Below are 21,702 nucleotides of genomic sequence, written 5' to 3'. Positions count from 1 at the left end.
GGAAGGTTTCAGATCTGTAAAGACAGAGAAATGGGGAAAGTATGAAGCGTTTGGAACAACGTTATCTGGAACGGATGTCGGATCTCTATCCGACCATTGCGGCAGCAGCGACGGAGATCATTAATCTGGAGGCAATCTTAAATCTGCCAAAAGGAACGGAACATTTTCTGACGGATATTCACGGGGAATACGAGGCGTTTGCACATGTGTTGAAAAACGGATCGGGTTCTGTCAGAAGAAAGATCGACGATGTGTTTGGCAATACACTGACTGCAAAAGACAAGCAGGAACTGGCTACGCTGGTCTACTATCCGAAAGAGCGGATGGAGATGGTAAAAAAGACGGAAGAAAACATGGATGACTGGTATAAGATCAATCTGTTCCGTCTGATCGAGCTGAGCAAACGTTCTGCCAGCAAATATACCAGATCCAAAGTACGGAAGGCATTGCCGAAAGATTTTGCCTATGTAATCGAGGAACTGATTACGGAGAAACAGGTCGGAATGGATAAAGAGTCCTATTATAACAAGATCATCGCAACCATCATCCGGATTCGGAGGGCAGAAGAATTTATCTGTGCGATCTCCGAACTGATCCAGAGGCTAGTGGTGGATCATTTACATATTCTGGGAGATGTCTACGACAGAGGTCCGGGTCCGCATATTATTATGGATATGCTTCAGAAGTATCATTCCGTGGATATCCAGTGGGGAAACCATGATGTACTCTGGATGGGAGCCGCGGCCGGGCAGTGGGGTTGTATGGCAAATGTGATCAGGATCTGTGCCAGATATGGGAACATGGATATTCTGGAAGATGGATACGGGATTAACCTGCTTCCGCTGGCTACCTATGCTATGCGGGTCTATGAGGGAGATCCCTGTGAATGTTTTAAATTGAAAGGAACACAGCGCCCAGATCGGGCGGAGACGGAGATGAACCAGAAGATCCATAAGGCGATTTCTATCATCCAGTTTAAAGTGGAGGGACAGATCATTGCCCGGAATCCGCAGTTTAAACTGGAGGGGCGTAATCTCCTGCATCGGATCAACTGGGAGGAAGGGACCATCAACCTGGATGGAACATCTTACCGGATGCTGGATCTGAATTTTCCGACCGTGGATCCGGAACACCCCTATCAGTTGACGGAAGAGGAAGAAGAAATCATGGAGCGTCTGGAAAAGGCGTTTCTGGGCTGTGAGAAGCTGCAGAGTCATATGAGATTTCTGCTGGCAAAGGGCGGATTGTATAAAGTCTATAATAAGAATCTTCTGTATCATGGCTGTGTTCCGCTGACGGAAGACGGAGAACTGAAACCGGTGACGCTGTATGGAAAAACTTATAAAGGACAGCAGCTTTACGAGGCAGTGGAAAGCTATGTGAGAAAAGGCTTTTTTGCATTGAATCCCAGTGAGAAACTAAAGGGAAAAGATGTGATGTGGTATATTTGGCTGCATCCGGATTCCCCGCTGTTTGGCAAGGATAAGATGGCGACCTTTGAACGGTATTTCCTGGCGGAGAAGGAAACCCATGTGGAAAAGAAAAATCCATACTATAAATTGCTGGAAAAAGAAGAAGTAGTAGATCGGATCCTGGACGGATTCGGACTGCTGAGAGAAGGAACCCATATCATCAATGGCCATGTGCCGGTGAAACTGAAAAATGGTGAGAGTCCGATCAAATGTAACGGAAAAGTGCTGGTTATCGATGGAGGATTTTCACGAGCCTATCAGAAAGAAACGGGAATTGCGGGTTATACACTGATCTATAATTCCTATGGACTTCTGCTGGTGGCGCATGAGCCATTTGAATCCAAAGAGGCTGCAATCCAGAAGGGAACAGATATCCATTCCGAGACCATGATCGTGAAGCGGGTTGTGGAGCGACGCCTGGTAGGAGATACCGATATCGGTCTGGAACTGAGAGGACAGGTGCACGATCTGGAAGTTCTTCTGGCGGCATATCGAAACGGAACATTAAAAGAAAAAATATAAATCAGAATCTTTGAAAAATGACGGTCTGGAAAATGAAACTTAAAAAATGAAATTCAAAAAAATTCCGAAAAACAAACTCTGGAAACATATCATAAAAAACTCCCATGCATAAGGAAGGAAGAACTGGGAATATTACCAGTAAAGAATTCATTGATGAAAGGGAGATATGCTATGAAAATATGGAAAAGAGTTTTAATGGTTTCAATGTGTGTTCTGCTGATGACAGGAATCACAGCCTGCGGAAGAAATAATGCAGACAACGGTGCCGGAGTCAATGAGGCGACAGAAGGAACCGACAAGAAAAACGAAATGAACGGTGCAGGAACCTACAATACGGACGAGCGGGACAACGGAACAGACAATGCCGGAAACGGCGCGGCAGATCAGGTGATCGATGATGCTACAGACGGCGTGGATGATCTGACCGATGACGTGACCGACGGAATTGACAAGACTGCTGATGACCTGACAAAAGACCAGAGCCAGACCAACAACGATTCCGTAAAGAAATAAGAAAAGAGAAAAAGACTGTGCAGACAAAAAGAAGTGTCGGCGCAGTTTTTTTATGCTATAATGTGCAATGAATGGCGCCCATGGTAGCTGTCGCGAAGCGCCGGCGTCAGGCACCGAAGGTGCGCATCATGGGATAATGAGCGTTAGCGGAAGAGGAACGCAGAAAGGATGAATTATGAGATTTCGACCCTGTATTGATATACATAACGGAACGGTCAAGCAGATCGTAGGCGGAAGCCTGAAAGACGAAGGCGATCAGGCACGTACTAATTTTGCATCGGATCTGGATGCGGCCTGGTATGCCAGACAGTACCGGAAGGACGGCCTGAAAGGCGGACATATTATTCTGTTGAATCCGGAGACTTCTCCTTATTATAAGGAGACAAAGAGACAGGCACTGGAAGCACTCCGTGCCTATCCGGGCGGAATGCAGATCGGAGGAGGAATCACCCCTTATAATGCGGAAGAATATCTGAAGGCGGGGGCTACCCATGTGATCGTGACTTCTTATGTATTCCGGGACGGCAAGATGGATCAGGAACGGTTAAAAGAACTGGTACATGTCGTGGGAACAGAACATTTGGTGCTGGATCTGAGCTGTCGGAAAAAGGACGGAGACTATTATGTGGTGACGGATCGCTGGCAGAAGTTTACAGAGGTCTGTGTGAATGCGGAGATTCTGGACGAACTTTCCGCGCAATGTGACGAATTTCTGATTCATGGCGTGGATGTGGAAGGAAAAGCATCCGGCGTGGAGAAAGATCTGGTTCGTCTGCTGGCAGAATGGGGCAAAAGAAGTATGACTTATGCCGGAGGAATCGGAAGTCTGGAGGAATTGCAGGAATTTGCGGATCTGAGCCGGGGGAAACTGGATTATACCATCGGAAGTGCACTAGATCTTTTCGGAGGAACAATCCCCTATCGAAAGATAGTTGAAGAAAGCAGGATATAGTGCTAGAATGTGGAATAGGTGAGACTAAACGAACAAGGAGTAGATTATGGGTTTAATTGAAAAGATTTTTGGAACTCACAGTGAAAATGAGCTGAAACGGATTTATCCGATCGTAGATCATATTGAAGCATTGGGATCTGAGATGCAGGTTTTGTCCGATGAAGAGTTGAGAGGCAAGACACAGGAATTTAAGAAACGCCTTTCAGAAGGAGAGACTCTGGATGATATTCTTCCGGAGGCATACGCCGTAGTAAGAGAGGCTGCAACCAGAGTCCTGGGAATGCGCCACTACCGGGTACAGTTGATCGGTGGTATTATCCTGCATCAGGGACGAATTGCTGAAATGAAGACCGGTGAAGGTAAGACTCTGGTATCCACACTTCCGGCTTACTTAAACGCACTGGACGGACAGGGTGTCCATATCGTCACGGTCAATGATTACCTGGCAAAGCGTGATGCGGAATGGATGGGAAAGGTTCATGAATTTCTGGGGCTGACAGTCGGCGTGGTTCTGAACTCTATGGACAACGAAGAAAGACGGGCTGCCTACAACTGTGATATTACTTATGTAACCAACAATGAACTGGGATTCGACTACCTGCGTGACAACATGGTGGTTTACAAGAAGCAACTGGTACAAAGAGGGTTGCATTTTGCGGTCATTGATGAGGTGGACTCTGTCCTGATCGACGAGGCACGTACTCCGCTGATCATTTCCGGACAGAGCGGCAAATCCACAAAGCTGTATGAAGCCTGCGATATCCTGGCGCGTCAGTTGGTACGTGGAGAGGCAAGCGGTGAATTTTCCAAGATGAATGCCATCCTGGGAGAAGATATCGAAGAGACCGGGGATTTCATCGTCAATGAAAAGGAGAAAAATATCAACCTGACAGAAGATGGTGTGCGAAAAGTTGAGAAATTCTTCCACATCGATAACCTGGCAGATGCAGAGAACCTGGAGATCCAGCACAACATTATCCTGGCTTTGCGTGCGCATTATCTGATGTTCCGTGATCAGGATTATGTGGTGACTCCGGACAATGAAGTCATGATCGTCGATGAGTTTACCGGACGTATCATGCCGGGACGTCGTTATTCCGACGGTTTGCATCAGGCAATCGAGGCGAAGGAGCATGTAAAGGTAAGAAGAGAAAGTAAGACACTGGCGACCATTACATTCCAGAACCTGTTTAATAAGTTCGATAAGAAGTGCGGTATGACCGGTACGGCTCTGACTGAGGAAAAAGAGTTCCGTGATATTTACGGAATGGACGTAATCGAGATTCCGACTAATGTACCGGTACAGAGAGTGGATCTGGAAGATGCCGTTTATAAGACAAAACGGGAAAAATATGAGGCAGTAGTAGAAGAAGTCAAACGTGCCCATGCAACCGGACAACCGGTTCTGGTAGGTACGATCACCATTGAGGTTTCTGAGCTGCTCAGCAAGATGTTAAGAAAAGAAGGAATCCAGCATAATGTGTTGAATGCGAAATATCATGAACTGGAGGCAGAGATCGTCGCAGATGCCGGAGTACACGGAGCCGTGACCATCGCGACCAATATGGCAGGTCGTGGTACGGATATCAAGCTGGACGAGGATGCAAAGAAGGCCGGAGGTCTGAAGATCATCGGTACAGAGCGTCACGAATCCAGACGTATCGATAATCAGTTGCGTGGACGTTCCGGACGACAGGGAGATCCGGGAGAATCCAGATTCTACATTTCCCTGGAAGATGATCTGATGCGTCTGTTCGGATCAGAACGTCTGATGGATGTGTTCAATACTCTGGGCGTAGAAGATGGAGAGCAGATTGAGCATAAGATGCTGTCTAACGCCATCGAAAAGGCACAGAAGAAGATCGAGAACAACAACTTTGGAATTCGTAAGAACCTGTTGGAATATGATCAGGTCATGAATGAGCAAAGAGAGATCATTTACGAAGAGAGACGTCAGGTTCTGGACGGAGAAAATATGAGAGATCCGATCTACCACATGATTACAGATTATGTGGAAAATACGGTGGATCGCTGTATATCTGCAGATCAGGATTCTGAGGAATGGGATCTGACCGAACTGGAAGTCAGCCTGAAAAATACCATTCCGTCTCTGGCGCTGCCGACCAAAGAGGATATAAGCGGAATGCAGCAGAAAGAGTTGAAGCATCTGCTGAAGGAACGTGCGGTCAAGGCTTACGAGGCAAAAGAGGCAGAATTCCCGGAACCAGAACATCTGCGGGAATTGGAGCGAGTGGTTCTCTTAAAAGTTATCGATGCAAAATGGATGGATCACATCGACGACATGGATCAGCTCCGTCAGGGAATCGGACTCCAGGCTTATGGCCAGAGAGATCCGCTGGTAGAATACAAGATGCTTGGATATGAAATGTTCGGGGAGATGACCAACTCCATTACGGAGACGACGGTACGTACTTTGTTCCATGTCCGGGTAGAGCAGAAAGCTGAAAGAGAGCAGGTCGCAAAAGTAACCGGTACCAACAAGGATGACAGTGCGGTAAAAGCACCGAAGAAACGGGAAGAAAAGAAGATTTATCCGAACGACCCGTGTCCTTGCGGAAGCGGCAAAAAATACAAACAGTGCTGCGGAAGAAAAGCAGTTTAATATTAAAATGAAAGAGGTGATTAAGGTGGTATTGTTGGATGAACTGAAAACAGAGCTTCTGGCATATGAAGAACCGCTGAAAGAATTGAGGGATTCACTTTAACCTCCCTGAAAAGAAAGAGCGGATCGAGGAATTAGAAAAGAGGATCGAGGAACCGGGATTCTGGGATGATCCGGAGGAGTCGCAGCAGGTGATGAAGCGGCTGAAAGGATTGCAGGATTATGTGGAGAAGATTGATCATCTGAAAGATTCCTACGAAGAAATGGAAATGCTCATTGAGATGAGCGAAGAGGAACAGGACGAAAGTGTGACGGAAGAGATACAGGAAGAACTGGAAGCCTTCAAGGCAAGCCTGGAGGAATTCAGGATCCAGACCCTGCTCTCCGGAAAATATGACAGCAGCAACGCTATCGTGACACTCCATGCGGGTGCCGGCGGTACAGAGTCCTGTGACTGGGCAGGCATGCTTTATAGAATGTACAGCCGCTGGGCGGAGAAGAAAGGATTTTCGGTAGAAGTCCTGGATTATCTGGATGGAGATGTGGCGGGCTTAAAAGCCGTGACCTTTGAGGTGGCGGGGGATAATGCCTACGGGTATCTGAAATCAGAAAAAGGGGTGCACCGTCTGGTGCGGATCTCTCCGTTTAATGCGGCGGGAAAACGTCAGACCTCTTTTGCGTCCTGTGACGTGATTCCGGATATTGAGGAAGATGTGGATGTGGAGATCAATGATGACGATCTGCGGATTGATACTTACCGTGCAGGAGGTGCCGGAGGTCAGCACATCAACAAGACTTCTTCGGCAGTCCGTATTACCCATCTGCCGACGGGAATTGTGGTACAGTGCCAGAATGAACGTTCTCAGCACATGAACAAGGACAAGGCGATGCAGATGCTGAAGTCAAAATTATACATTTTAAAACAACAGGAACAGGCTGATAAAGTCTCAGATATCAGAGGAGAGATCAAAGAGATCGGATTCGGAAATCAGATCCGTTCTTATGTAATGCAGCCCTATACGATGGTGAAGGATCACCGGACCAATGCGGAGACAGGAAACGTGTCGGCAGTGATGGACGGAGATCTGGATCTGTTTATCAACGCATATCTGAAATCAGAATTTAACGCAGGCTAAAGGAGGATGACATGGTCAATATTGCAGTTTTAGGTTATGGCACCGTAGGATCCGGAGTCGTAGAAGTAATCAACACAAACGGCACACGGATCAACCAGAGAGTGGGCGATGAGATCGCTGTAAAGTACGTGCTGGATCTTCGGGATTTCCCGGAGGATCCGATCCAGGAGAAGATTGTTCATGATTATGATGTGATCTTATCCGATCCGGAAGTAAAGATCGTAGTAGAAGTAATGGGTGGGATTGAGCCTGCTTATACTTTCGTAAAGAGTGCGCTTCTGGCAGGAAAAAGCGTAGCTACTTCTAATAAGGCACTGGTGGCAAAGCACGGAGCAGAGCTGTTGTCGATCGCTCAGGAAAAGAATATTAATTTCCTGTTTGAAGCCAGTGTGGGTGGTGGAATTCCGATCATCCGCCCGTTGAATACTTCACTGACTGCAGATGAGATCGAAGAGATCACCGGAATCTTAAATGGAACCACAAACTACATGATGACCAAGATGTTCTATGAGGGTGCGGATTATGATACCGTATTAAAGGAAGCACAGGACAACGGATATGCAGAGCGTAATCCGGAGGCGGATGTGGAAGGCTATGATGCCTGCCGTAAGATCGCAATCCTGGCATCTCTGATTTCCGGACAGCAGGTGGATTTTGAAGACATTTACTGTGAAGGAATCACAAAGATCACAACAGAAGATATGGACTATGCAAGAGCCATGGATATGACCATTAAGCTGCTTGCCATCTGCAAACGGGACGGAGATCATCTCCATGCGATTGTGGCACCTTATCTTTTAGGTAAAGAGCATCCGCTTTATAATGTAAATGACGTGTTCAATGCCATCTTTGTACATGGAAATGTACTGGGAGATGCCATGTTCTACGGAAGCGGAGCCGGAAAACTGCCGACTGCCAGTGCCGTGGTATCTGATGTGGTAGAGGAAGCGAAGAACCTGAACCGCAACGTGATGACCATGTGGAAGAGTGACAAGCTGGAACTGTTCCCGATCGGTGAGACGAAGAAAAAATTCTTTGTACGAATCCGTGGGGAAGAGGCTGCATTAAAAGCACATCTGGAGAGTGAGTTCGGAGCAATTGAGATTGTGAAGGCAGAAGGTGTGGAAGGTGAATTTGGATTTATCACCGGAAAGATCTCTGAAAATGAATATGAGGAACATGCAAAAGAATTCCCGGCAATTCTTTCACGGATCCGAATGGAAGGATAAAGAAAAGAATCCCCCACTCTCTGGAGCAGAGTGGGGGATTTTGTGAACCTGACAGATGATACGGAGATTTTGGTGCCTGCAGGCTTTTGTCTGAAAAAGACAGGACAAAGTTGTGTTAAATCCGGCTCAACGTACTGTTATGATATTTGGAAGAGAAGGTCACATCTTCGCCAAACCAGTCCGGTGGGACGAATGCATTTGCGGAATCCTCATCCTGAAATTCCACTTCGGCAAGGAGAAGCGGAGCCAGATCTCCTTCAAACCGGTCCAGCTCAATGGTAAGGGTATCATCAAGTGGGATCAGGAACCGTTCTTTGGTAATGATGCGGCCGTCGGCCTTGGGTTTTAAGTGTTCATAGGCGTCCCGGGTCAAAGGAAGATTGTATTCCTCCCGGACCATGAGGCCTTTGGATTTATAGGTCAGATAATAATCCTCTCCGTCACGGCGGATCCGGACCACCGGTTCCGTACAGAGATAACCCTGTTCAATCTTGCGGGAAGGATATTCAGACAGGTCAAAGGGAATCTGGTCGATCAGATATTTGCGTTCAATTTCCATAAGAAGTACCACCTTTATATTTCTAAATAATTTATTCGATTATGTGGATGGATAGGTGCATCGCATTTCCATAATCCCGTAATCTTTATGATACTTTCATAATAAAAGAAGAAAAAAGAAAAATCAAGGAGGAGAGCAGAATGAAAAAAGCATACATATTTCTGGCAGAAGGATTTGAAGAAGTGGAGGCAATGACTCCGGTGGATCTGCTGAGAAGAGCGGGCGTGGAAGTGACTATGGTTTCTGTGACCGGCAGCAGGCTGGTCTGCGGGGCAAGACAGATTACGGTCCAGGCAGATATCCTTTTTGAGGAGGCGGATTTTTCCGATGCAGATCTTCTGATCCTGCCGGGCGGCATGCCGGGAACCTTACATCTGAAAGAGCACAAAGGACTGGCAGAACTTCTGGAGGCGGAAGATAAGAACGGAACCTATCTGGCAGCGATCTGTGCGGCGCCGAGTGTGTTCGGAGGTCTGGGACTGACAGAGGGAAAGAAAGCCAGCATTTATCCGGGAATGGAAGAGGCACTTGTGGGAGCAAATGTTTCCTTTGATCCGGTGTCGGTGGATGGACATCTGGTAACCAGCAGAGGAGTCGGAACGGCAATTCCGTTCGCCTTGAAGCTGGTAGAGCTGCTTTGTGACGCAAAAAAGGCAGAAGAAATCGGAAAATCCATCGTTTTTGCATAAAAACAGAGGCAAACAGAGGAAAAGTGCAGTAAAAGTGGCGGAAAAGTGGACAAAACCAGTCAAAACAGGTGAAAAAGGTCTGGTAATTACTTGCCTTATATGCTATACTATCTCAATGACTGTAAGTGTGGCGTAGTCTGCATTTTATCGTGTCAAGCAGGACACTTATTTCAAGGAGGAAATTATAAAATGAGTTTACAAGTAGAAAATCTGGAACATAACATGGCCAAATTGACCATCGAAGTTGACGCAGCAGAAGTAGAAAAAGCAATTCAGGCTTCTTATCTGAAACAGAGAAAATCTATTTCTGTACCGGGATTCCGTAAAGGAAAAGTTCCGCGTCAGATGATCGAGAAGATGTACGGAGTAGAGATCTTCTATGAGGATGCAGCAAATCAGCTGATCTCTGAGAATTACTCCAAAGCTTATGATGAGTGCGAACTGGATATCGTTTCCCAGCCGACCGTAGATGTTGTACAGCTTGAAAAGGGGAAACCGTTTATCTTTACAGCAGAAGTTGCTGTAAAACCGGAAGTAACTCTGGGTGAATATAAAGGACTGAAAGTGGATAAGACTTCTACAAGAGTTACCGCAAAAGAAGTAGACGCTGAGATCGAGAAAGAGCGCGAGCGCAACGGAAGACTGGTAGATGTTACAGACCGTGCCGTTCAGGACAAGGATCAGGTAACTCTGGACTTTGAAGGATTCGTTGACGGTGTTGCATTTGAAGGCGGAAAAGGAGAGGGATATCCTCTGACCATCGGTTCCGGCGCATTTATCCCGGGATTCGAAGAGCAGCTCATCGGCGCTGAGATCGGAAAAGAGATGGAAGTAAACGTAACATTCCCGGAAGAGTATCAGGCAGAAGAACTGGCTGGTAAGGCAGCAGTATTCAAATGCACCGTTCAGGGAATCAAAGTAAACGAGCTTCCGGAAGTAGATGATGAATTTGCATCAGAAGTTTCTGAGTTTGAGACTCTGGATGAATATAAAGCCAACGTAAAACAGAAGATCAAAGACCGCAAGATTGAAGAAGCTAAGACGAAGAAAGAAGATCAGGCAGTAGAGAAAGCTATCGAAAACGCTGAGATGGATATTCCGCAGCCGATGATCGATCTGCAGGTAAAACAGATGGCAGATGATTTTGCCATGAGAATTCAGCAGCAGGGACTGTCTCTGGAGCAGTACTTCCAGTTCACAGGTATGACTGCTGAGAAGATGATGGAAGAATTACAGCCGCAGGCTGAGAAACGTATCAAGACCAGACTGGTTCTGGAAGCTGTTGCAAAAGCAGAAGATATCCAGGTAACAGAAGAGAGACTGGACGAAGAACTTGCTAAGATGGCTGAACAGTATCAGATGGAAGTTGAAAAATTAAAAGAACTGATCGGAGATCAGGAGAAAGAGCAGATGAAGGAAGATATTGCTGTACAGGATGCAGTGACATTCCTGGCAGATTCTGCTGTTGAAGAGTAAGTGGAAGGGAACGAGTTCCCGGGATATCCTTACAACAGACGGAACAGAAAGACAGTTTAAGACAGGAGGAGTCTATATGAGTTTGGTACCTTATGTCATTGAACAGACTAGCCGTGGAGAACGCTCTTACGACATTTATTCAAGACTTTTAAAAGACCGTATCATTTTTCTGGGAGAAGAAGTGAATGATGTATCTGCCAATATTATCGTGGCAGAGCTTCTCTTCCTGGAAGCAGAAGATCCGGAGAAAGATATTCAGATGTACATCAACAGCCCGGGCGGTTCTGTAACAGCCGGAAAGGCAATCTACGATACGATGCAGTACATCAAGTGTGATGTATCTACCATCTGTATCGGTATGGCGGCAAGTATGGGAGCTTTCCTGCTGGCAGGCGGAGCAAAGGGCAAGCGTATGGCTCTGCCAAATGCAGAGATTATGATCCATCAGCCATCAGGCGGTGCCCAGGGACAGGCAACGGAGATTCAGATCGCTGCCGAGCACATCTTAAAGACCCGTCAGAATTTAAATGAGATTCTGGCAGCAAATACCGGACAGCCACTGGAAGTCATCAAGATCGATACAGAACGTGACAATTTCATGTCTGCAAAAGAGGCCATGGAATACGGACTGATCGACAAGGTGATCACAGGACGGGAAGACTAATTATTTGAGGTGAAAGAATGGCAGGAAAATTTACGGATGACACGATCAGATGTTCGTTCTGTAATAAAACACAGGCTCAGGTCAGAAAACTGATCGCAGGGCCTAACGGTGCCTATATCTGTGATGAGTGCGTGGATGTATGCGCAGAGATCATAGAAGAAGAATTTGAGTATGAAGATCCAAAGGGGTATGAAGAGATCAACTTGCTGAAACCGGAAGAGATCAAGGCGTTTCTGGATGATTATGTAATCGGACAGGATGAGGCCAAAAAGGTACTTTCGGTTGCAGTTTATAATCATTACAAGAGAATCCTGGCAGGGCAGGACCTGGGGGTCGATCTTCAGAAGAGTAATATTCTGATGCTCGGACCGACCGGATGCGGTAAGACTCTGCTGGCACAGTCTCTTGCCAAAGTATTAAATGTTCCTTTTGCGATCGCAGATGCCACCGCATTGACAGAAGCAGGTTATGTGGGAGAAGATGTGGAAAGTATTCTGCTCAAGATCATTCAGGCAGCAGACGGGGACATTGAGCGTGCGGAACATGGAATTATCTATATTGATGAGATCGACAAGATCACAAGAAAATCAGAGAATCCATCCATCACCAGAGATGTATCCGGTGAGGGAGTTCAGCAGGCATTGCTTAAGATTATCGAAGGTACGATCGCATCAGTACCGCCGCAGGGAGGAAGAAAACACCCGCATCAGGAACTGATCCAGATCAATACCACCAATATCCTGTTTATCTGTGGTGGAGCTTTTGAAGGAATCGATAAGCTGATCGAGAATCGAATCGACAAGAAATCCATTGGATTTAATGCAAAGATTGCAGAGAAGCATGAAGAAGATATTGATGTACTCTTACATCAGATCCTTCCACAGGATCTGGTAAAATTCGGACTGATCCCGGAGCTGGTGGGAAGACTGCCTGTTACAGTTTCCCTGGATATGCTGGATAAAGAAGCATTGATCCGGATCCTGACCGAACCAAAGAGTGCGATCGTCAAGCAGTACCAGAAATTACTGGAGTTGGACGGAGTCAGACTGGAGTTTGACAAAGAGGCGTTGAGCGCAATCGCGGATACAACGCTGAAGCGTAAGACCGGAGCAAGAGGTCTTCGCGCGATCATGGAAAGCATCATGATGGATACCATGTATAAAGTTCCGTCTGATGAGACCATAAAGGGATGCAGAATTACAAAAGAGGTTGTAGAATCCGGTGCGGAGCCGTTGTACGAGTGCGATGGAGAAGAGCGTGCGGATTTTCTGACAACAGAAAGCGCATAAAAGTGCATATATGAAGGCGGGTACAGATGGACGACCATGTGCCCGCCTGTGCTTTTATACTGAAAATACAGGAGGACGTTATGAACGAGGAAATAAAAAGCCTTCCGACAGTAGCCCTCAGAGGTATGACGATCCTGCCCGGAATGGCGGTTCATTTTGATATCAGCCGTCCGCGTTCCGTGGCAGCGGTGCAGGAAGCAATGACAACAGAGCAGCAACAGATTTTTCTGGTGACGCAGAAAGAGATCGACGCAGAGAATCCGGGACAGGATGAACTCTATCAGATCGGAGTCGTAGCATCGATCAAACAGCTCATCAAGTTGCCGAAAAATATTTTAAGAGTTCTGGTAACGGGTGAGACAAGAGGAAGGCTCTTGTATCTGGAGGAATCAGATCCCTACCTTCAGTCTTCGGTAGAGGTTCTCTCCGATGAGAATATCACAATCCCGGATGACATGAACGGAGAAGCCATGGGGCGGGGACTGAAAGAGATGTTTACTGCCTATGCGGCAAAATGCGGAAAGATTTCCAAGGAAGCGATTGCGGAGATCCTGGAGATCAAAGATCTGAAAAAAATGATGGCAGAAATTTCAGCCATTGTTCCGTTTTATTATACGGAACAGCAGGAGCTTTTAGAGGAGACAGACTTCTGGAAACGTTATGAACTTCTGGCTTTTAAACTGGTCAACGAAGTGGAGATCCTGAATATCAAGGAAGAAATCCAGGGAAAAGTCAAAGAGCGTGTGGATAAACACCAGAGAGAATACATTTTACGAGAACAACTGAAACTGATCCGGGAAGAACTGGGAGAGGACAATACCATCTCTGATGCGGAAGAATTTGAAGAGGCGGCGAAGAAGTTAAAGGCGCCCAAAGAAGTGAAGGAGAAGCTGCAAAAGGAGATTAACCGTTTCAAGAGTTCGCAGTATTCTCCGGCGGAAAACGGCGTGACCAGAACCTATATTGAGACGCTTCTGGAAATGCCGTGGAACAAGGCGGCAAAAGAACATCATGACCTGAAATTTGCAAAGGATGTGCTGGAAGAAGATCATTATGGACTGGAGCAGGTCAAAGAAAGAGTTCTGGAATTTCTGGCAGTACGAAGCCTGACCAAGAAAGGGGAAGCTCCGATCCTTTGTCTGGTGGGACCTCCGGGAACCGGAAAGACATCCATTGCGAAATCTCTGGCAAGAGCATTAAAGAAGCCTTATGTTCGGATTTCTCTGGGAGGAGTGCGGGATGAAGCGGAGATCCGCGGACACCGGAAGACCTATGTGGGAGCCATGCCGGGCCGGATTGCCAACGGAATCCGTACCGCAGGGGTAAAGAATCCGCTGATGCTTCTGGATGAGATCGATAAAGTCAGTACCGATTATAAGGGAGATACTTTTTCCGCACTTCTGGAAGTACTGGACAGTGAGCAGAACAGCAAATTCCGGGATCATTATCTGGAACTGCCGCTGGATCTGTCAGATGTACTGTTCGTGACAACGGCCAATACGCTTCAGACTATTCCGAGACCGCTTCTGGATCGAATGGAAGTGATCGAGATCACCAGCTATACGGAAAATGAAAAGCTCCATATCGCAGAGGAGCATCTGATTCCGAAACAACTGAAAAAGCACGGTCTGGATGAAAAACAGGTAAAATTAAGCCGTCATGCTCTGGAAAAACTGATCCACAGTTATACCAGAGAAGCGGGTGTTCGGCAGTTGGAGCGCAAGATCGGAGATATTTGCAGAAAGAGTGCGAAAGAGATTCTGGAGACGAAGAAGAAACGGATCAATATTACCGAGAAAAATATGTCCAGATATCTTGGCAAAGAAATCTATACTTACCAGATGGCAAACAAAGAAGACGAGGTGGGAATCGTTCGCGGACTGGCGTGGACCAGTGTGGGAGGAGATACCCTTCAGATTGAAGTTAATGTAATGCCGGGATCCGGAGACATCATGCTGACCGGACAACTGGGAGATGTGATGAAAGAATCTGCCCGCACCGGAATCAGTTATATCCGTTCTATCAGCCGGGAGCATGGAATTGCAGATGACTTTTTCAATGAACACGATATTCACGTACATATTCCGGAAGGAGCAGTTCCGAAAGACGGACCGTCAGCCGGAATCACCATGGCAACCGCCATGTTTTCTGCGATTACCGGTAAAAAAGTCAGAGCAGATCTTGCCATGACCGGAGAAGTGACACTGCGAGGAAGAGTGCTTCCGATCGGCGGTTTAAAAGAAAAACTTCTGGCAGCCAAAAATGCGGGCATCAAGACGGTTCTGGTTCCGAAAGAAAATGAGCGGGATGTGGAAGAGTTATCCACAGAGATCACAAAAGGTCTGGAAATTATCCCGGTGGAACATATGGATGAAGTATTAAAGCTTGCGCTGACAAAAGAAGAGACAACAGAAAGTAAAAAAAACAGTGACAAGGGGAGCGGACAGGAGAAATAAGATGATTATTCGAAGTATTAATCTGGAAACGGTCTGCGGAGTGACCAGTAAACTCCCGGAAAATGACAAGCCGGAGATCGCATTTGCGGGGAAATCAAACGTGGGAAAATCTTCCCTGATCAACGGATTGATGAACCGGAAGTCTTATGCGAGAATTTCGGCAAAGCCGGGAAAGACCCAGACCATTAACTTCTACAATATCAATGAACAGATGTATCTGGTAGACCTGCCGGGATATGGGTATGCGAAGGTCTCTGCCAGCGAGAAAGAAAAATGGGGAAAAATGATCGAGCGTTATCTCCATCAGTCAAAACAACTGAAAGCAGTGTTTTTGCTGATTGATATTCGCCATGCACCGGGAAACAATGATAAGATCATGTATCACTGGATTCTGGAGCAGGGCTACAAACCGATCATTATCGCAACAAAATTAGACAAGATCAAGCGCAGCCAGATCCAGAAACAGTTAAAGATACTGCGGGAAGGGCTGGAAGTGCTTCCGGGAACAGAGATCATTCCCTATTCTTCTGTGACAAAGCAGGGAAGAGAGGAGATCTGGAACAAGATTGAGACGGAATTTCTGACAGAGGAAAAGGTGGAGGATTTAAATGCAGAATAGAAGACCATACTGGCAGGTGGCGGTCAGTCTCCTGTTCAGTCTGTTGGCAACAGCCGCATTTGTTATCGTTGGCGTGAAGGTGCTGGCACTGATGTTTCCGTTTGTAGTGGGATGGGTGATTGCCATGATTGCCTCACCACTGGTCAACTGGCTGGAGAAAAAATTTAACATCGTAAAAAAACTGGGATCGGCGTTGGTGGTTATTCTGGTGTTGGCACTGATCGTGCTGATTTTATATTTCTCCATCAGCAAACTGGTGACAGAGACGATCAGCCTTCTGGAAAATATTCCTCAGTTATATAAAGAACTGGAAGCGGGTCTGGATCAGATTGGGAACAGTCTTCAGGGAATCTTTCACAGACTGCCGCCGCAGTTTCAGGAAGGATGGGATAATATCCTTCTGAACATGGATCAGAAAGTAGGAACATTTATTACCAAGATCAGTGAACCGACGGTGGCGGCTGCAGGAAACTTTGCAAAGAGAGTACCATCCTATTTGATTAGCATCATCGTGGCGATTATGTCGGCCTATCTGTTTACGGTGGAACATGAAGAAGTACTGGTATGGGCGAAGAAGACGGCGCCGCCGTCTGTGGTAAAACGTATGACGTTGGTATCCGATAATCTGAAATATGCGGTCGGTGGTTATCTGAAAGCCCAGATCAAGATTATGGGAGTGGTCTTTCTGATCCTCTGGGTAGGATTGACCCTTTTACAGGTGCATTATGCGGTTCTGATCGCCATTGTCATCGCGTTTCTTGATTTCTTACCGTTTTTCGGTACAGGAACTGCAATGATTCCATGGGCCTTGTATAAGTTCTTGGTAGGAAATGTAAAAATGGCAGTATTGCTGCTGATAGTTTATGCAATTACTCAGTTGGTTCGTCAGTTGATCCAGCCGCGTATGCTGGGCAAGAGCATGGGATTAAATCCGCTGGTTACTTTAATTCTTCTATACCTTGGTTATCGCCTGGGAGGTGTGACCGGAATGATTGTGGCAGTGCCGTTAGGAATGATCTTGATCAATATGACAGAAGCAGGAGCCTTTGACTATATTCTGGATGATGTAAACATTCTGGTAGAAGGAATTCTTGGGTTGAGGGAAGATGACAGCAAAGAAAAGAAGAAAGAAGAATAACAGAGAAGAATAAGAAAAAAACGCATATTTTGAAAAAAATACTTACGAAATTCTGAAAAACTTGTTAATATGTATATATGAGTGGAAAGAGGCTTAATTTTCAGATAATAGTTTTATCGATTGCTGATCTTTTCAGTACAGAAAAATGCATGGAACAGGCAGAAAGGAGAGGTGTTTTTGTTCAAAATTGGAGATTGGCTGATTTATGGTGGAAAAGGAGTATGTAAAGTAATCGGGATCGGTCCCCTGGAATCCGCGAAATCAGGGAGTGACCGTCTGTATTACACGTTGGAGCCAATGGGGTCGGGAAGCCGGGTCTTTACGCCGGTGGATAATCAGAAAGTCATTATGCGGCCGATCATAAGTAAAGAAGATGCACTTGAACTGATCGACCATATGGAAGAGATCGATTTGCTGTGGATCACCGATGAAAAGCATCGGGAAGATCATTATAAAGAAGCACTTCGAACCTGCGATTGCCGGGAGTGGATCAAGATGATCAAGACGATCTATACCCGAAAACAGAAGCGTTTACAGCAGGGGAAAAAGATGACATCCAGTGATGAACGGTTTTTCAAGATTGCGGAAGATCATCTTTATAACGAATTTGGACTTGCCCTAGGTATGGAATCCGGGGAAGTGGAAACATTTATAACAGAACGGGTGGAACAGAGCATTTCCTGACAGACTTGCAGGAAGCTCATGTTCCGGAAGTGCCATTAGGTACATTCCGGGATTGTTGGCAAGCGATAAAATCTTAATCAAGTGTAGATTTTGATTCATCGCCGGATAAGAAGAGAAAATGGCCGGGTGGAGATCCCGGCTATTCTTTTTCGTCTATACGAAGTGACGAGTGAAAGAAAGGAAGGAACGTTTATGTGTACAGCAGCAACTTATCAGACCAGTGACTTCTATATGGGAAGAACTCTGGATTATGAATTTTCTTATGGGGATCAGGTGACGATCATGCCGCGGAATTATCCGTTGCCGTTTCGGTATCATGAAACCAGATACAATCACTATGCAATCATCGGTATGGCATATGTAGTGAATGATTATCCCTTGTATTATGACGCGGTAAATGAAAAAGGAGTGGGGATTGCAGGTCTTAATTTCGTTGGAAATGCCCATTATGAGGAAGAACTTTCAGAAGAAAAAGCAAACGTGGCACAGTATGAACTGATTCCATGGCTTTTGAGTCAGTGTGCATCGGTGCAGGAAGTGAAGAAACTTCTGGAGCAGACCAATCTGATGAATACATCATATAGTGAGCAGTTACCCTGCGCCCAGCTTCATTATCTGATCGCCGATAAAGAGGAGACGATCACGGTGGAATTTATGGAAGCAGGAATGAAGATTTATGACAATCCGGTGGGTGTTCTGACGAATAACCCGCCTTTTGATCAACAGATGTTCCTGATGAACAACTACATGCATCTGTCTCCGAAACAGCCGCAAAATCTGTTTGATCCGAGCCTTCCGCTTCAGACGTACAGCCGTGGAATGGGATCCATCGGACTTCCGGGAGATCTTTCTTCTGCATCCCGTTTTGCAAAGGTGGCATTTACAAAACTGCATGCAATCTCCGGAGATTCAGAAAAAGAAAGCATCAGCCAGTTCTTCCATATTCTCGGTTCTGTGGATCAGCAGAGAGGATGCTGCGAAGTGGCAGAAGGAAAATATGAAATTACGCTCTATACCTCTTGTTGGAATGCTCAGAAAGGCATATACTATTACACGACATATGAGAATCATCAGATCACAGGTGTGGATATGTATGCAGAGGATCTGAAGGCAGAACGACTGATCAGTTACCCGTTGATTACCGGAGAGCAGATTCATTGGCAGAATGGCTGATCAGCAGGCATATCAGAGAACAGGAGAGAAAGAGGAGAGAGGACATGCATTTTTTACAGAGGATGGTGGCGAAGGCAGTCAGCGAAGCACTGACACAGGCCATGAACAGGAAACTGCAGAAACAGACGGATGAGCTGGTACAGGAAAATGAGGACAGTACAGGTGGAGCCTATCATTTTCTGGTGTCCGGTTATTATAGAGGATTGCAGATGAAGATCTTTTCGGTACCGATGATCATTGCGCTTTTGATCTGTCTTGCGGGAATGACACTTTCCGGACAGACGGATGTGGTGCTGGAATCGATCATGGCAGTGCTGATCGTGGTCTGCATTACTTTGAGGATCGTAAGCCAGAAGAAGATGCAGATGATCGCATACCGAAAGGGAGAAATCCTGTTTATGGACAGGAAAGATACGGTGATCGCCCAGATACCGTCTTATGCATTGAATGAGGCAGAGATCAACACCTGGAAGGTGAAGATCCCGTGGGACGGAAAGTTTTATCTGATTGAGCGCAATCCCTTTGATAATGGGGATGCAGTAAAAGAAATGCTGAGTTTTTTCGGAATCGAGGAGTAGTAAAATGGGAGATATGATAAATAAAGCACCACTGCTGGCTGTGATCGGCTGTCTGGTCGTGGGATTCGTCCTTCTGATCAAAGGGGCGGATTTCTTTGTGGAAGGAAGTTCCAACGTGGCAAAAAAACTGAAGGTTCCGTCCATCATTATCGGACTGACTATCGTGGCAATGGGCACTTCACTGCCGGAAACCGCGGTCAGCGTAACAGCTTCGATCGCACACAATAACGAGTTGGCTATCAGTAATGTAGTGGGATCCAATATTTTCAATCTGATGTTCGTGATCGGAGTGTGCTCGATGCTGGCACCGATTTTTGTGCATAAAGACACCATAAGAAGAGATATTCCACTTTCCATTCTCTGTGCAGTTGTCTTGCTTGCCTGCGGAATTGCAGGAATCGGAGATACTTTCGGTATGACGCTGGGACATCTGGATGGTATCCTGTTCCTGATCCTGTTTGCCGGTTATATCGGGCTGATGCTGAAAAGTGCATTGTCGGCAAGAAGTCAGGAACAGAAGGAAGAATGGAAAGAATATGAAGAAGCGGAAGAGGAACTGGAACTTCTGTCCCTTCCCAAAAGCCTGCTCTTTATTGTAGGAGGTGCTATTGCTATTGCGATTGGCGGAGATTTGACCGTGGATTCTGCCAGCCGGATCGCCATTGACCTTGGTATGACGCAGACGCTGGTGGGCCTGACGATCGTATCCATCGGAACGTCTCTTCCGGAGCTGGTGACTTCTATCGTGGCTGCCAGAAAAAATGAAGTGGATATGGCAGTGGGAAATGCGGTGGGTTCCAATATTTTTAATATTCTGATGGTGCTTGGAATCGCATCCTCCATCAGTCCGATGGCCATTATCCGGGAAAATGTGATCGATATTCTGGTGCTGATCGGATTTTCTTTTGTGGTCTGGGTGTTTGCGGCCACAAAACGGAAGATCAGTGCGAAGGAAGGAATCGTGATGGTGCTGTTGTATCTGGTTTATGCAGTGTATATTGTGATGCGATAGTTTAGGATGGGTTTAAAAAAGAACCTCTGGTTTGTTTCGGGTGGATTTGCGCCATATCTCGATAGAGTTTGGAGTCAAACTCTTTCTGGTCGGAAGCACTCTGATGCTGGGAATGCAGAAACTGTGTGAGAAAAATGAAGTCGCAGTCAGAGCCAGAGCTTGAGGCGACGAGTCGAAATCAAAGCAGCGGAGAGAAAATAAGATAGACAAATAAGAAAGATAAACAAGAGAGAAAAAAACAGAGAGGTAGCTAAGAAAACAGGATACGAAACAGAACAGACAATAGAGAAAGAAGAAACAGGAGACAGGGGAAAAGAAAATGGGAATCGAGCTACAGATATTAAATGCAATCCAGACAATCCATCATCCGATTCTGGATTCGATTATGTGCGGAATCACAAAGCTGGGCAATGCAGGAATCATTTGGATTCTGTTGACGGCAATCTTGTTGATATTGCCCAAAACACGCAAGACGGGAATGATCCTGGCGCTAGCTCTTGTGGCAGATGTGATTTTGTGTAATGGAATTTTAAAAAATCTGGTTGCGAGAACCAGACCCTTTGATGTGAATACGGCAGTGCAGCTTCTGATTACACGTCCTCATGATTATTCCTTCCCATCCGGACATACGGCAGCATCCTTTGCAGCAGTCAGTGCACTGTATCTGGCAGGAGAGAAAAAACTCTGGAAAGGCGCCTGTGTGCTGGCAGTGCTGATTGCTTTTTCCAGACTGTATTTATATGTACATTATCCGATGGATATTCTGGGTGGAATCGTGGTAGGAATTCTAGCGGGAGCCATCGGATATTATGGAATGCAGTGGATCGGGAAGAAGAGGGACGGGAAGTAAGTCTTTTCGATAAAATGAGAACAAATAAGCAAAAAAGCTGTGAAAACAATAGAAAGCATAAAAAGTAC

The 21,702-nt window shown here is 46.1% G+C and carries 19 protein-coding genes; 18 read left to right on the top strand and 1 reads right to left on the bottom strand.

Annotation, left to right across the window (positions count from 1 at the left end):
• Positions 1-41: 41 nt before the first annotated feature.
• The 6 genes from KGMB01110_RS02845 (at position 42) to KGMB01110_RS02820 (ending at position 8,447) form a co-directional block, all read left to right on the top strand.
• On the top strand, positions 42-1,994 hold the full coding sequence (locus KGMB01110_RS02845) for a fructose-1,6-bisphosphatase (protein ID WP_119297495.1): 1,953 nt from the start codon (positions 42-44) through the stop codon (positions 1,992-1,994).
• A gap of 171 nt (positions 1,995-2,165) precedes the next feature.
• A complete protein-coding gene (locus tag KGMB01110_RS02840; RefSeq protein WP_119297494.1) occupies positions 2,166-2,507 on the top strand; it encodes a hypothetical protein in 342 nt (113 codons plus the stop codon).
• 175 nt (positions 2,508-2,682) lie between these two features.
• Positions 2,683-3,459 (top strand): phosphoribosylformimino-5-aminoimidazole carboxamide ribotide isomerase, encoded by a 777-nt coding sequence (gene hisA / locus KGMB01110_RS02835; RefSeq protein WP_119297493.1) that lies wholly within the window; start codon positions 2,683-2,685, stop codon positions 3,457-3,459.
• Between the two features lie 46 nt (positions 3,460-3,505).
• Positions 3,506-6,082: a preprotein translocase subunit SecA gene (gene secA, locus KGMB01110_RS02830; protein ID WP_119297492.1), complete on the top strand. Its 2,577-nt coding sequence runs from the start codon at positions 3,506-3,508 to the stop codon at positions 6,080-6,082.
• A 25-nt stretch (positions 6,083-6,107) separates the two neighbouring features.
• Positions 6,108-7,218, top strand: a protein-coding gene (gene prfB / locus KGMB01110_RS02825) for a peptide chain release factor 2 (RefSeq protein ID WP_117603899.1) whose coding sequence is annotated in 2 segments (ribosomal slippage) — positions 6,108-6,170 and positions 6,172-7,218 — 1,110 coding nt in all. Because the reading frame shifts where the segments join, the coding sequence is not laid out codon by codon here.
• 11 nt (positions 7,219-7,229) lie between these two features.
• A complete protein-coding gene (locus KGMB01110_RS02820; RefSeq protein ID WP_119297491.1) occupies positions 7,230-8,447 on the top strand; it encodes a homoserine dehydrogenase in 1,218 nt (405 codons plus the stop codon).
• Between the two features lie 115 nt (positions 8,448-8,562).
• On the opposite strand, the gene KGMB01110_RS02815 is transcribed toward KGMB01110_RS02820, so the two are convergent.
• Positions 8,563-9,006, bottom strand: coding sequence for a CYTH domain-containing protein (locus KGMB01110_RS02815; RefSeq protein ID WP_119297490.1), 444 nt, complete (start codon positions 9,004-9,006; stop codon positions 8,563-8,565).
• Between the two features lie 140 nt (positions 9,007-9,146).
• Here KGMB01110_RS02815 and KGMB01110_RS02810 point away from each other — a divergent pair, with 140 nt between their 5' ends.
• The 12 genes from KGMB01110_RS02810 (at position 9,147) to KGMB01110_RS02755 (ending at position 21,634) form a co-directional block, all read left to right on the top strand.
• Positions 9,147-9,695, top strand: coding sequence for a DJ-1 family glyoxalase III (locus KGMB01110_RS02810; RefSeq protein ID WP_117603833.1), 549 nt, complete (start codon positions 9,147-9,149; stop codon positions 9,693-9,695).
• Between the two features lie 189 nt (positions 9,696-9,884).
• Positions 9,885-11,171, top strand: a complete 1,287-nt coding sequence (tig, locus tag KGMB01110_RS02805; RefSeq protein WP_117889170.1) for a trigger factor — start codon at positions 9,885-9,887, stop codon at positions 11,169-11,171.
• 76 nt (positions 11,172-11,247) lie between these two features.
• Positions 11,248-11,835, top strand: a complete 588-nt coding sequence (gene clpP / locus KGMB01110_RS02800; RefSeq protein WP_117603835.1) for an ATP-dependent Clp endopeptidase proteolytic subunit ClpP — start codon at positions 11,248-11,250, stop codon at positions 11,833-11,835.
• A gap of 17 nt (positions 11,836-11,852) precedes the next feature.
• Entirely contained in the window at positions 11,853-13,124 is a 1,272-nt protein-coding gene (gene clpX / locus KGMB01110_RS02795; RefSeq protein WP_117603836.1) for an ATP-dependent Clp protease ATP-binding subunit ClpX, read from the top strand.
• A gap of 80 nt (positions 13,125-13,204) precedes the next feature.
• A complete protein-coding gene (gene lon / locus KGMB01110_RS02790) occupies positions 13,205-15,580 on the top strand; it encodes an endopeptidase La (RefSeq protein WP_119297489.1) in 2,376 nt (791 codons plus the stop codon).
• 1 nt (position 15,581) lies between these two features.
• The gene (gene yihA / locus KGMB01110_RS02785; protein ID WP_117603838.1) at positions 15,582-16,199 is read left to right on the top strand and encodes a ribosome biogenesis GTP-binding protein YihA/YsxC; all 618 of its coding nucleotides are present in this window, start codon (positions 15,582-15,584) and stop codon (positions 16,197-16,199) included.
• Positions 16,189-17,337 (top strand): sporulation integral membrane protein YtvI, encoded by a 1,149-nt coding sequence (ytvI, locus tag KGMB01110_RS02780; protein WP_119297488.1) that lies wholly within the window; start codon positions 16,189-16,191, stop codon positions 17,335-17,337. Before yihA ends, ytvI begins: the two co-directional genes overlap by 11 nt.
• A 177-nt stretch (positions 17,338-17,514) precedes the next feature.
• On the top strand, positions 17,515-18,021 hold the full coding sequence (locus KGMB01110_RS02775; protein WP_119299053.1) for a CarD family transcriptional regulator: 507 nt from the start codon (positions 17,515-17,517) through the stop codon (positions 18,019-18,021).
• 192 nt (positions 18,022-18,213) lie between these two features.
• On the top strand, positions 18,214-19,194 hold the full coding sequence (bsh, locus tag KGMB01110_RS02770) for a choloylglycine hydrolase (protein ID WP_119297487.1): 981 nt from the start codon (positions 18,214-18,216) through the stop codon (positions 19,192-19,194).
• 44 nt (positions 19,195-19,238) lie between these two features.
• On the top strand, positions 19,239-19,772 hold the full coding sequence (locus tag KGMB01110_RS02765; RefSeq protein ID WP_136626674.1) for a hypothetical protein: 534 nt from the start codon (positions 19,239-19,241) through the stop codon (positions 19,770-19,772).
• Between the two features lie 4 nt (positions 19,773-19,776).
• On the top strand, positions 19,777-20,784 hold the full coding sequence (locus KGMB01110_RS02760) for a calcium/sodium antiporter (RefSeq protein ID WP_117889175.1): 1,008 nt from the start codon (positions 19,777-19,779) through the stop codon (positions 20,782-20,784).
• Between the two features lie 319 nt (positions 20,785-21,103).
• Positions 21,104-21,634, top strand: coding sequence for a phosphatase PAP2 family protein (locus tag KGMB01110_RS02755; RefSeq protein WP_119297485.1), 531 nt, complete (start codon positions 21,104-21,106; stop codon positions 21,632-21,634).
• The last annotated feature ends 68 nt before the right edge of the window (positions 21,635-21,702 follow it).

It is taken from the genome of Mediterraneibacter butyricigenes (genome assembly GCF_003574295.1).
Classification (GTDB): Bacteria; Bacillota; Clostridia; order Lachnospirales; family Lachnospiraceae; genus Mediterraneibacter_A; species Mediterraneibacter_A butyricigenes.
This window is presented reverse-complemented; position numbering and strand designations above follow the sequence as displayed.